Source organism: Mucilaginibacter sp. MD40 (assembly GCF_002288635.1).
Lineage (GTDB): Bacteria > Bacteroidota > Bacteroidia > Sphingobacteriales > Sphingobacteriaceae > Mucilaginibacter.
On the sequence record NZ_NRSW01000001.1, the window covers coordinates 3,820,783 to 3,833,339 of the forward strand.

The 12,557-nt window shown below is 43.3% G+C and carries 10 protein-coding genes; 5 read left to right on the forward strand and 5 right to left on the reverse strand.

Going from position 1 to position 12,557, the window contains the following annotated elements; translation table 11 throughout:
* Nucleotides 1–60: 60 nt before the first annotated feature.
* From CKK33_RS17195 to CKK33_RS17215, 5 genes are all read right to left on the reverse strand, one after another.
* Nucleotides 61–951, reverse strand: a complete 891-nt coding sequence (locus tag CKK33_RS17195; RefSeq protein ID WP_095705294.1) for a helix-turn-helix domain-containing protein — start codon at nt 949–951, stop codon at nt 61–63.
* A gap of 468 nt (nt 952–1,419) precedes the next feature.
* Nucleotides 1,420–2,340 carry a hypothetical protein gene (locus tag CKK33_RS17200; RefSeq protein ID WP_095705295.1) on the reverse strand — a complete coding sequence of 307 codons (921 nt, stop codon included), beginning with the start codon at nt 2,338–2,340 and terminating at the stop codon, nt 1,420–1,422.
* A gap of 134 nt (nt 2,341–2,474) precedes the next feature.
* Complete coding sequence (gene glgP, locus CKK33_RS17205; RefSeq protein WP_095705296.1) at nt 2,475–4,127, reverse strand: alpha-glucan family phosphorylase; 1,653 nt, start codon at nt 4,125–4,127, stop codon at nt 2,475–2,477.
* Nucleotides 4,128–4,157: 30 nt separating this feature from the next.
* Nucleotides 4,158–6,551 (reverse strand): phosphoketolase, encoded by a 2,394-nt coding sequence (locus tag CKK33_RS17210; protein ID WP_198952492.1) that lies wholly within the window; start codon nt 6,549–6,551, stop codon nt 4,158–4,160.
* A gap of 4 nt (nt 6,552–6,555) precedes the next feature.
* Nucleotides 6,556–7,752 carry an acetate/propionate family kinase gene (locus CKK33_RS17215; protein WP_095705298.1) on the reverse strand — a complete coding sequence of 399 codons (1,197 nt, stop codon included), beginning with the start codon at nt 7,750–7,752 and terminating at the stop codon, nt 6,556–6,558.
* Between the two features lie 633 nt (nt 7,753–8,385).
* Between CKK33_RS17215 and CKK33_RS17220 the strand changes: the two genes are divergently transcribed.
* From CKK33_RS17220 to CKK33_RS17240, 5 genes are all read left to right on the forward strand, one after another.
* Nucleotides 8,386–8,640, forward strand: coding sequence for a hypothetical protein (locus CKK33_RS17220; protein ID WP_095705299.1), 255 nt, complete (start codon nt 8,386–8,388; stop codon nt 8,638–8,640).
* Nucleotides 8,641–8,880: 240 nt separating this feature from the next.
* Complete coding sequence (locus CKK33_RS17225; protein WP_095705300.1) at nt 8,881–9,468, forward strand: hypothetical protein; 588 nt, start codon at nt 8,881–8,883, stop codon at nt 9,466–9,468.
* Between the two features lie 4 nt (nt 9,469–9,472).
* A complete protein-coding gene (locus CKK33_RS17230) occupies nt 9,473–10,087 on the forward strand; it encodes an AraC family transcriptional regulator (protein WP_095705301.1) in 615 nt (204 codons plus the stop codon).
* 60 nt (nt 10,088–10,147) lie between these two features.
* Nucleotides 10,148–10,738, forward strand: a complete 591-nt coding sequence (locus CKK33_RS17235) for a hypothetical protein (protein WP_095705302.1) — start codon at nt 10,148–10,150, stop codon at nt 10,736–10,738.
* A 129-nt stretch (nt 10,739–10,867) separates the two neighbouring features.
* Nucleotides 10,868–12,556, forward strand: a complete 1,689-nt coding sequence (locus CKK33_RS17240; protein ID WP_095705303.1) for an alpha-amylase family glycosyl hydrolase — start codon at nt 10,868–10,870, stop codon at nt 12,554–12,556.
* Nucleotide 12,557: the final 1 nt, after the last annotated feature.

The window sequence follows — 12,557 nt, forward strand, 5'->3', positions numbered from 1 at the left end:
GGCAATAACCCGTAAAGTTACCCATCCAAAACACCTGAATAGTTATCCAAAACACGCAGATCAGCGTTCCGGCTGCTGACGAAAGACCGAAGGAGATAAGGCCGAATGCTTTTTGAAAAATTTAGTAAAGGCTGCCGGGTTGCTGAAATGGAGTAATTCAGCCACACGCTTAATGCTCAGGCCCCGTTGCGCCAACAGCAGTTTAGCTTCAGCCACAATCGCCTCATCGATCAGTTGCCCCGGTGTTTTACCACAGGCGTTCTTGATGGCGTGGATCAGGTATTTGGGGGTGATAAAAAGCGAGTCGGCATAAAATTTCAGGTGATGCTCTTCCTTATCGTGCAAGACCAGCAGTTCGGTGAACTTTTGGTACAACTCCTGTTCACGACCGATCCGGTGCCGGGCATCGCCGGGATTTTTTTTGTAGATGGCGGCGGCTTCGAACAAAAAGGTAAAGAAGAGGCTGCGGATGATCTCTACATGGTAGACCGACCCCTCATCTCCTCTTTTTTCCTTCAGTATCTCATACAGCTGAAGCAGTGGGGAGGCATCTTTGAAGGTAAGCGGGATACAAAACCCAACCCGTTCGGTCAGGTAATGAAAGGCGTCCAGCAGGGATGGATCGATGATGTTGCGGAGTAGGAACGACCGGGTAAAAAACAAAAACCTGCCTTTACAATCCGGGCTGATCCGGGTGACCTGGATGATCGTTTCAGGACTGGCCCCAATGAAATCATACGGAGTGAGGGTCATGCGCCTTTGATCGACCACTACCTCCAGCTCTCCTTCCACACAAATAAATAAGGCGTAATAATCCGGCCGGAAAAGCGCGTTGCCGGCCGTGAGGTATTCATCCGCTGATATAAAATACTCTGACGAGTGCCATTCTTCATTTGCCTGGGCAAGCATCGCCGTGATGGAGACTAAGGGTATATTTTTCTTGCTTTTCATTAAATTAAGAGCCTTGATCAAAGATAAGCCCTATCCGGCGACTAAAAAGTGATGGACGGCATTAATTTAGCTGACCATGCTCCAACGACCCGGCTATAAAAAAGGGATATTTAGGATCTCCTACCAGATATCTTCGGGCAACTTTTCATTAATAATCAAAAAAGTTAGGGGTTGCCAGTGAATATAGACGAAGCGAAAAATATCCAGGTCGTTTTCCTTGAAATACCGGCGATGCTTTTTTTGAATGGACATCAGGCAGTCAAAAACAAGTTCAGGGCTAATGCTGTCCGTTAACATGGGTCAAAAGGTGCCAAAAAAAATTTGACCCGGCAATGTTTCGGATGATTAATTACAAGCATTTTTGAACGTGTTGCCTTTCTTGCCAACAAATCATTTTTAAATGCTGATGGTTATTGGAGCTGAAAGCTTTGATTGAGTACCCATATTCCACGGTGAATCGGTGATCCGTTAATATGGAAAAACAAGCAATGGGACCGTGATATGCCCGGGAAGGGCATTGGTTATGTACCTGCCTACTATTTCTTCAAAATGAAAATGACGATTAACCAATACCAACAGATCATTTTGCATACCATTGATGATGACGTCAACAGCAATTAACAAATCCTTTTCCTTTATATTATTAAAAAAAAGTTGATCATAATTTACCTTTTTGCAGACTTCTTCAGTAAATACTTCCTGCGCGTATGCTTCGACCATTTCAGTTAATCCAGGTGCCGTTACGTGTCCGATGGACAATTTTGCGTTCCATGGTTTTGCGAGCGCTGCCAAATATCGTACGATTTGTATGCGGCAATATCTTAGATCAGTTAGGTAGGTCAATCGTTCAATTTTTTTTAATGGCCAGGTTTCCGGAACAAGCAATAATGGACAAAGGACCCTGTTCAATACAGAATGGGCATTAAAAGTTCTATTTAGTTGAGCTTCAGTTATGGTATCGCCCATTCCTTTAACGATCATCCATACCTGACGTTTAATCACCAGTTCGATCACTTCATTTTGGCTTGTAAACGCGATATCGACTTCTTCTATCCGGGGCATAAAATTAGCCTGGCCATCGGTAAGTATTTTTAGATGGTAACGCATACCTGAAGCAGGATAATCAACACAATTGCAGTCTTCGGGGCAGGGCTTGGATAGCTCATCTTTCATTCCCTTATCGGAAACTTCATAAGGAAAGCAGTCACATCGATCCGTACAGAGGTCAAAAATTGCCTCTGAAGGTACTTTACAAAATTCTTTTTCGTCTATTCCGATGCTATTCAATAATAAAATGTCAGCTTCCATCTTTTGCGCTATTATTAACGCAAATTCCGCAGCATGCCGCGCTTCGGAAGAATTATCGTTGATGATCAAAATGGTTCCCATGAGCTTTGGCTATCGTCTTTCTATTTTAAGCCTAAAGTTTAAAAACAAAATGCGTTTAAAATATGATGACGGTCACCAGGAGAAATGTTTATTGTCAATTAATAGCCAGGCTCATAATTGTCAGTGAAAAAACTTTATGCCATATAGATCTTTTCATAATATTCATCTGCTAATCTACCTGCTTCAAATTCGGGTACTATTTCGTTCGCTGCGGTTTTGATCATGGCGATCCAATTTTCAGGTTGAGTATAATACATCGGCAAAACAATGTCTTCAAGGGTGTCCAGCAGATTTTTGTTTTCCTGGATGTCTCTTTCAACCATCGATGACCGGTCTGGTGCCGGCGCTATTACAAAGCAATTCTCCTTATCCTTTGCAAATTCCGGCACCCAGCCGTCAGGCAAAGACAGGTTAATGCTCCCATTCATAGCCGCTGTCATGCCACTTGTTCCTGAAGCTTCATGATACATTCTTGGATTATTCAGCCAAACATCTGAACCTTTTTTGAGCAACGCCGATAAGCCAAGTTCGTAGCCGGTAAGCACAGCGCAGTTAGCAAATGGTTTTGTGCGGCTAATCATCTGGTTAAATAAATTTATTGATCCTTCATCTTCCGGGTATGGCTTTCCGGCCCAAATTAGCTGCACAGGATAATCTTTACTATCCATTAATTTAATGAATCTATCCCAGTCAGCCATAATCAGGTCGGCGCGTTTATAATCCGCAAAACGTCTGGCCCAAACAATGGTCAATATATTTTCATCGAATAGTTTTCCGCATTGATCGGCCACAACTTTAAACAAATCACTTTTCATTTCCTGCTTTCTGCGGGTGATACATTTATTGTCGCGCGCGGAAATAGCTGTATTAAATTGGATGTCTGCCCAATAGGCTTTATTCTGCGCATTGGTGATCGATACAATTTCACATATTCCGGGATTGTCGCCCCACATTCGCCGTGCTACTTCCCCGTGTAGTTTAGAAACACCGTTAGCCTTTCGTGCAAATTTTAATGCCGCCAGTGTATAGTTAAAATAGTCGCCTTCCATACCTAATATGGATTTCGCTTCATGATCCTGCAAGTGGTAAAAAAAAGACATCTCTTTTAGCAAACTATACGAGTGGGCCTCATTACCTGCCATCTCGGGGGTATGTGTGGTAAAGACCACCCGTTTTCTTACCTCTTCCAGGCTTTTATATTTCGCGTACAAATAAAAATTAAGTGATACGGAATGCCCTTCATTCATGTGGTACACATCAGGTGTTATACCTAAAATATCCAGGAGCATGGCCCCGCCAATACCTAAAACTATAGTTTGCGCAATGCGGGTTGCTTCGTTTTGGTCGTAAAGACAATGGGTAATTGAGCGCGAAAGCTCATCATTTTCAGCGATATCGGTACTTAATAAAAATAACGGGGCCGATTTAAATGTTTCCGGTTTGAGCAGGTAAGCCTTTACATGTACCGGCGAATCATGGACGGAAACCGTAAAAACAATGCCGGTATCCTGTAAAAACGAATACTCCTTTTCTATGAACTCGGGTTTCATTAGGCCATTATTGCCCTTCACCTGATCGTAATAACCGTATTTCCATAAAATACCAATGCCCAGCAGGTTTTGCTTCAACTCATAGGCACTGCGCAAATGCGATCCCGCCAGGAATCCAAGTCCGCCGCTATATATTTTCAACGCCTGGTCGATGGCAAATTCCATGGAGAAATAGGCGATGCTGGCAGTATATTTTTCATCCGGCGCAAAGCCAAAAATATCTCCTCTGGTTATCATTTATCGTAACGCTTTTATTTTTAACATTTATTAACTTCCTGTCCTATCGGTCCATTTCCAATCCAATATTTCCGGCATATCCTTACCATTCGACCTTATAAATTGTTTGTGTTCAGTTAGCTTATCCATCAATTGTTGTTTTAAATGAACTCCCTTGCTGCCGGTTTGGGGTAGCCGGTCGATCACATCCATCACCAAATGAAACCTGTCCATTTCATTTAAAACGGTCATATCGAATGAAGTGGTTATAGTTCCTTCTTCTTTATAGCCTCTGACATGGATATTGGCATTGTTTGCCCGGTTGTAGGTTAGCCGGTGTACCAGCCAGGGATACCCGTGAAATGCAAATATGACGGGCTTGCCGGTGGTAAACAGCTCATCGAAATCTTTATCGCATAAACCGTGGGCATGTTCCGTATTCTTTTCCAGTTTGAAAAGGTCAACCACGTTAATCACCCTGATCTTCAATTCGGGTAAATGTTCGCGCAAGATGGTCACGGCTGCCAATGTCTCCAGGGTCGGCACATCGCCGCTACAGGCCATCACCACATCAGGCTCACAATCCTGGTCATTACTGGCCCAATCCCACATACCGATCCCACGGGTGCAATGTTCAATCGCCTCATCAATGGTCAGCCATTGCGGCGCAGGATGCTTGCCGGCTACAATAACGTTTACATAATGACAGCTTCGCAGGCAATGATCGGTAACCGATAACAAACAGTTGGCATCAGGCGGCAGGTAAACCCGTACTATGTCCGCCTTTTTATTAACAACATGATCGATAAAGCCGGGGTCCTGGTGCGTAAATCCATTATGGTCCTGCCGCCATACCGTTGATGTCAATAAAATATTTAACGAAGCTATATTTCTTCGCCAGGGGATTTCACGGGTTGTTTTTAACCATTTGGCATGTTGGTTAAACATGGAGTCGATGATATGTATAAACGCCTCGTAACAGTTAAACAGTCCGTGCCTGCCGGTTAATAAATAACCTTCCAGCCAGCCTTCGCATTGATGCTCGCTTAACATTTCCATTACACCGCCCGATGAAGATAAAAATTCGTCATGTTCATCAACCGGTCCGAGCCATTGCCGGTCAGTCGCTTCAAACACAACATCCAGGCGGTTTGAAACAGTTTCGTCAGGGCCGAAAATCCTAAAATTTCGTTTGTCATGATTTTCTCTGATCACATCCCGCAGGAAGCGCCCGGAAACATAGGTATCTCCTTCGCCGCCGGTTCCGCGAACGGGAATGGGTACGGCATATTTCTTAAAATCAGGCATACGCAACTCACGTAACAGTTGCCCTCCATTGGCATGGGGGTTTGCGCCCATTCGCCTGTCTCCTTTAGGTGCCAGTTCTGCCAGTTCCGGGTTCAATCGCCCGTTTTCGTCAAAAAGTTCTTCCGGCTTGTAGCTTTTCATCCAGCTTTCCAGCAATTGCAAATGTTCAGGCGGGGCAGCGGCGGAAACCGCCAGTGGTATTTGGTGAGCCCTGAAATTCCCTTCTATTTTATACCCGTCCACCTCTTTGGGCCCCGTCCATCCTTTTGGCGACCTTAGAATGATCATTGGCCAGCGCGGGCGCGTTAGCTTCTCCTGGCTAACAGCATCCTGTTTAATTTGCCGGATCTGCTCAATTGCTTTGTCCAATGCTGCCGCCATTGCCCAGTGCATAGCCTCCGGCTCAGCGCCTTCGACAAAATAGGGCGTCCAGCCATAGCCAATGAACAGCTGTTCCAGCTCTTCGTGACTTATCCGCGCTAAAACGGTAGGGTTAGATATTTTATAGCCGTTTAAATGCAGGATCGGTAATACGGTGCCATCTGTAACCGGGTTTAAGAATTTATTGGAATGCCAGGCGGTAGCCAGCGGGCCGGTTTCGGCCTCGCCGTCACCGACCACGCAGGCCACTATCAGGTCGGGATTGTCAAGGACAGCGCCAAAAGAATGACTCAAGGAATAGCCCAGCTCGCCCCCCTCGTGTATAGAGCCTGGTGTCTGTGGTGAAGCATGGCTGGAAATTCCACCGGGGTAGGAAAATTGCGTAAAAAGCCTTTTCAGGCCATCGGTGTCTTGTGAAATAGCCGGATAAACTTCACTATAGGTACCTTCCAGGTAAGTGCCTGCAACTACCGCCGGTCCACCGTGCCCCGGCCCGGAGACGTAGATCATATCCAGGTCATACCGATTGATTATCCTGTTTAAATGGGTGTAAATAAAGTTTTGCCCGGGCGTTGTGCCCCAATGCCCCAGCAGCATATTTTTTACATGCGCCAATTTCAACGGCTCCTTAAGCAATGGGTTATCGCGTAAATAAAGTTGCCCGACTGATAAATAATTGGCTGCGCGCCAGTATGCATTCATTTTTTGAAGCATTTCGGGCGACAATGGTTCCGGTTTAATCAATTCAGTTTTCATCATGTTAATTTTTAACGGCTTGATCTAATACCCCGACAACCAGGTTTGCGATCATTAACTCTTCGTTTGTTTTTATGACGCGGACGGATACCCGGCTCGTCTGTTTAGAAATCAGGGGGGTGTTCTCCAGATTTTTTTCTTTGTCTATATCAATACCTATAAAATCGAGGTCCCTGCAAATCCGGTCGCGGATAACGGACGAGTTTTCGCCAATACCCCCGGTGAATACCAACATGTCCAGCCCGCCCATTGCAGCAGCGAGCATGCCTATAAACTTTTTGGCCGAATAACAAAAAGTGGTGAGCGCTTCTTTTGCCCGGACATCGTCAGGCTCCATGTCAAGCAATTCCTGCATATCGCTCACACCCGAGATGGCTTTTAAACCGGAATGTTTACTCAGCAAATCGTCCAGTTCGGCTGGACTTAATTGATATTGATTTAAGAGGTATAATAATACACCGGGATCCAGGTCGCCTGATCTGGTACCCATGACCAGGCCCCCTATCGGGCTCATACCCATTGTCGTATCAAAGCTTGATCCGTTTTTTACTGCCGCCATACTGGCGCCGTTCCCCAAATGGGCAATAATGATTTTTTTCGCAGCAAGGGCGGAATATTCATCAGCCAGTTTCTGCATGATGTACTGGTAGGATATACCGTGAAAACCATATTTCATTAGCCCTTTATCTTTATATTCAGCTGGCAGCGGGTAATTTTGAACGTAAGAAGGCATATCACGGTGAAAAGAGGTATCAAAACAGGCGATCTGTGCTGTATCAGGATAAGCTGATTGAAATGCCCTGATGACTTTGATCTCATCCGGAAGGTGATTTGGGGCGAGGTAAATATACCGGCGTAAGGTTTGCAATAACTCATCGGTTATTTTTTCTGGTTGGCGGTGTTCCGGGCCGCCTTGTACAATCCGGTGTCCTATGGCAACCAGCGGATAGCGTAGCTGCCTGTTTTTCAGCCAGTCAACGATCACATTGGCTGCGGCGTCCATATCATTGAAATGCGCAACCCGGTTTTCCAGGATATTAAAAGCACTATCCTTTATTTCAAGCTGGCTATTATGAGCCCCAATGGTGCTGATAGCGCCTGAAAATTCAATTTGAATAGGTGCAGAACGATACAGGCAGAACTTCAGGCTTGAAGAACCACAGTTCACCGCTAATATATATGTATCCGGTTTATCGGTCATTTAATTGTTGTTTGCAGCTATAACGATTACTGTGTTTAAGATTGAATCCATAAATCAAATATCAGTGCAGGGATGCTGATGAAAAATGACGCGTATCATTATACTGTCTGATTGAGGACAATAGAAATTTTAAATTTACACTAAAGAGGTCATCTATGTTGATGTTCACAACATCCCATCTAAGATTATAAAAGATGATGACAATCACATTTCCAAATGTCCGCGATCAGTTTTATTACCAGGATATGACCATAGATTTGAACAGGATTTCAATTTATATCAAAAATGAATACTGTTCAAAAGTATTTGAGGCCGGTAAAAAAACGGGAAAAGGGATTAGATTATCTTTTTAAAAATAAACTCCAAAACTGTATTGATCAGATCACGTACAGGGAAGGAGACTGGATCGCTCTCGAACAAATGCTTGGCAAGTTAAAAATTTGATATTACGATTCTGAGAAAGTAATACGTTATTAATTTAATACCTCAAAGGTGAAACGCGCAACGCTCATATTATTAACAGCCATTTATCTGTTATCCAACCTTGGGTTAACGGTTAATAGCTATTATTGTTGCGGCGTATTATTGTCGACTTCCCTTTCCCCGGGACCTAAACATCATGACGGTTGCAAAATGGCGTCCGATAACAACGGATGCTGTAAAACAAAGAAGCAATATTTCAAGCTTAAGGACCGGCATTGGGGCGAGCCCGGGTTTAATTTGAATGTAAAGCTGTTTCCAGCTTTAGATATGCTCAGCCCTTATGTTACCACTAACTCGTGGTTAAATAACCGCGGGCACCAGGTTATTTCTTATAACAACCACCGGCGGCCCCCTGACTGGCTTAAAACATCCGTTTATATTTTCAATTGCACTTACCTGATCTGAGTGATCCTTTGTCTAACCGCCACTTCGGCTGCATGGTTAGCGTTTCCTGTTGATTTTTCTTAACGCCACATTAGTACCGGTCTTTTCGGCTTAAATTATTTATCGACCCTTTAACGCAAGGGGCTCATAAATGAAGATAGCCCTATTTGCCGGCAATGGCGATCCATTTGATTAACAGGGGATGTAGTTGCTTTATTTCTAAAGTTCTATCAATAATCACCATAATTAAAATAAGTAAAAATGAAAAAATTAAATAGTTTTTTGATACTGGCCGGACTTTTCCTTGCCATATCGCAGAATTCGTTTGCCCAAAAAGACAGCAGCGGGATTTATAAAACTGCCACCGACTTTCAGCAAAAAAAATTGTCTTATGCTATAAACTACAAAACAGAAAAGCATAGGATCAATGACGATTTTTTATTTAGCGCAGGTAAAATAAAAGTCGTTCATGAGGGCAAGGCTTACTTCATGGACAAGAACAGTACCTACGGTTATAAAAGCACGACTGGTGAGGTTTTCAGATTTGTTGACAATAAGGAATACAAGATTCTGAATCCCGAAGCTTCATTAATGCTATATGAGGTTCCAAATATCAACAAGGCAAGCAAAGGGCAATTTCGCACCTATCCGGTGTATTTCTTCAGCACCGATGCGTCTTCAATCCCGCAGGCTTTAACAAAAGAAAAACTCAAAGCGGCATTCCCAAACAATCATAAGTTTCACGACGCATTGGACGAAAACTTCAAATCGGACGGTGAACTGGCGGCTTATGACAGCTTTCACAAAGTATATAAACTAAACCGGATTTTTAATAACAGTTTAAAATAAAAAGATGAATGCGACTTATTTGCATATCAAAAATATGTGCTGCCAAAGATGTATTGAAATAATCAGGAGGCTGTCAAAAAGCGTTAAACTTTCGGTTATTTCAATTAAACTGGGTGAACTGGTTCTTAAGGGTAAAGTCAGCAGTGAAGACAAGGATGACTTTGAAAAAAAGATTAATCAAGAAGGTTTTTATCTTTCTGAAACCCACCAGGAAAAAGTTATCGGCCATCTCAAAACGCTGCTCCTTCAGTATCGGGATGAACTGATGAAAAATGAGAAGCCGATCAAGCTGTCAGAATTTATAGTTGGCCATATGCAAATGAGTTTTTCCCATTTAAGCAGGATTTTTTCAAAATCGGAGGGGGTAACAATTGAGAGGTACTTGTTGCTGCTGCGCTTAGAGAAGGCGAAGGAGCTGCTGATTCAAAAGCAATTATCTGTTACGGAGGTTAGCTACAAGCTGGGTTATAACAGCCCGCAATCTTTTATAACACAGTTCAGGAAAGATGTCGGGAAAACACCTCATGAGTACCAGCTAAGCCCGTTGCCGCCGAGAAATAATATTGATGCGCTGACAAATCAATATATCAAACAACAAGAGCATCCAGGCGAACAATAGCCGATTACACGGTAAGTTAAGTTTGTGATCTAATGATAATTAAATTAAAAAAAAGTAAAAATGAAAAAATTAAATTGTTTTTTGATACTGGCAGGAGGTTTCCTTGCCATATCGCAGAGTTCATTTGCCCAAAAAGACAGCAGCGGGATCTATAAGACCGCCGCCGATTTTCAGCAAAAAAAATTGTCTTATGCTATTAATTACAAAACAGAAAAGCATAAGATCAATGACAATTTTTTATTTAGCGCAAGCAAAATAAAAGTAGTTCATGAGGGCAAGGCCTATTTCACGGACAAAAACAGCACCTACGGTTATAAAAGTACGACCGGTGAGGTTTTCAGATTTGTTGACGATAAGGAGTATAAGGTGCTTAATCCTGAAGGGCAATCCTTATTACTCTACGCTTTCTCAAAGATCTCCACCGTCAGCAAAGGAAACGTCAGGCATTATTCGATTTACTTTTTCAGTCCCGGTGCATCTTCGGCCTTGCAACCTCTAACAAAGAATAACCTGAAGGCAGCATTTCCCAACAATCATAAATTTCATGATACATTGGATGAAAACTTCAAAACGGATGATGAGCTGGCCGCTTATGACAGCTTTCATAAAACATATAAACTGATCCGGATTTTTGATAACAGCCTTAAATAAAATAAGGACGACCCAAACGTATGTCTGCAATACATCCATTGAAAAAGGATGATACAGATGAATTAAAAAGCAGGTATTTCATGGATTTTGTCTTGAAATACCTGTTTATACCCTGGTTAAAAGCTTTATATGAAATCCATAAATGATATAGACCTGTCACCCAAACCTGGAAAAAAGTACTGGGATAGCTGTCACCGCGAATGGCGGGAAGAGTTTATCTACTTCTTATTGGTTGACCGTTTTCATGACAACGAGAAAAGACAAAGCGCGGAATTTGAAGTTAGGCATTCCGGCTTTGGAGATGAAAAACAACTGGGTAAATCGTGCGGGGGCACTATTCGCGGCATCACAGATCATCTTGATTATATCAAAGAACTGGGTTGTACGGCAATATGGCTAAGCCCGGTTTTTAAAAATAATCCGGAATCCTATCACGGCTATGCTATTGAAAATTACCTGGAAATAGATCCGCGTTTTGGCACCAAGGACGACATGGAAAAACTGGTCGAAACCGCTCATAGTTATGGCATGAGTGTTTTCCTGGATATCGTTTTACATCATAGCGGCAATAACTGGCGTTATCCGGATGGTCTCGAATATTTTTACTATAAAGGGTTCAGGTTTCCTTTCGGCGGATGGCGTTATGAAGATCAACCGTCACCGGCGGAACTGCGGGACCCGGAATTATATGGACGTAAAGGACAGATCCGGAATTTTGACAGTTACCCTGAAACAAGGGAAGGGGATTTTTATGGTTTAAAGGCATTCAAAAATGATGAGTCTTCCGAAGCCATTTATGTTCAGAAGATATTAGCTGATATTCACTGCTATTGGATGAGAGAGCTGGATATCGATGGTTTCCGGCTGGATGCCGTAAAGCATATGGGCGAGTTATCCATCAGCCGCTTTTGCTCAGCCATACGGGAATATGCCTATGCGCTCGGCAAGGAAAATTTCTTTCTTTTTGGCGAGGTTGTAGGCGCAGATGAAATGTACAACCGCTATTGGGGGGCTAAGATCTTACCGACTTACCATGATCAAAATATTTACTATGGACTAAACTCCGTATTGGATTTTCAGTTGTACTTCACTTTGGAAGGTGTGATCAAAGGCGCTGACTCGCCGGAAAAACTGATCGACCGATATCAGCAACTCCAAAAAAGCGCGCTTGACAGAGGCGAATATGGTGAGTTTTTGGTAACCTTCCTGGATAACCATGACCAGGTTGGAGCTGAAATCAAGCACCGTTACGGCTATCATGCAGAACCCGCTCAAATTATTGCAGGGATTGCCTTCCTGCTTTGTGCCCTGGGCACGCCCTGTATTTACTACGGCACGGAACAAGGTCTTGACGGACAAGGTAAAGGTGATAGCCATATCAGGGAATGTTTGTTCGATCCCGGCGATAAAACGACCAACCTTCTTAATCAGCATTCTTCCATTTACTTGGCCATAGCCGAACTGGCAAAATTCAGAAGCACAAGCAATGTGCTGAAGTTCGGCAGGATGTTCATGCGGGAAATCTCAAATGACGGTATCAACTTTCATTTGCCGGATTGCAACAAATGCACACTGGCGTTTTCCAGGATCTTGTCCGAAGAGGAGATTGTATTCGTATTTAATTCCTCCGCCGAGGAAACAAAGGAGGAACACATCGTGGTAGACCGCGAGGTCAACCGCAAACGGCGATGGATGATACCGGTTTATGGCTATGAAAACAACGTGGAAATACGGCATTCAACAGACCCATCCTACCCGGTGAGCTATATCAGGCTGGAATTGAAACCCATGCAGTTGGTTATACTTAAAAATTATTAAA

Coding starts and splice junctions, on each gene's coding strand:
- CKK33_RS17195 (WP_095705294.1), bottom strand. CDS start 951: ATGAAAAGCAAGAAAAATATACCCTTAGTCTCCATCACGGCGATGCTT.
- CKK33_RS17200 (WP_095705295.1), bottom strand. CDS start 2,340: ATGGGAACCATTTTGATCATCAACGATAATTCTTCCGAAGCGCGGCAT.
- glgP (WP_095705296.1), bottom strand. CDS start 4,127: ATGATAACCAGAGGAGATATTTTTGGCTTTGCGCCGGATGAAAAATAT.
- CKK33_RS17210 (WP_198952492.1), bottom strand. CDS start 6,551: ATGAAAACTGAATTGATTAAACCGGAACCATTGTCGCCCGAAATGCTT.
- CKK33_RS17215 (WP_095705298.1), bottom strand. CDS start 7,752: ATGACCGATAAACCGGATACATATATATTAGCGGTGAACTGTGGTTCT.
- CKK33_RS17220 (WP_095705299.1), top strand. CDS start 8,386: ATGGCGTCCGATAACAACGGATGCTGTAAAACAAAGAAGCAATATTTC.
- CKK33_RS17225 (WP_095705300.1), top strand. CDS start 8,881: ATGAAAAAATTAAATAGTTTTTTGATACTGGCCGGACTTTTCCTTGCC.
- CKK33_RS17230 (WP_095705301.1), top strand. CDS start 9,473: ATGAATGCGACTTATTTGCATATCAAAAATATGTGCTGCCAAAGATGT.
- CKK33_RS17235 (WP_095705302.1), top strand. CDS start 10,148: ATGAAAAAATTAAATTGTTTTTTGATACTGGCAGGAGGTTTCCTTGCC.
- CKK33_RS17240 (WP_095705303.1), top strand. CDS start 10,868: ATGAAATCCATAAATGATATAGACCTGTCACCCAAACCTGGAAAAAAG.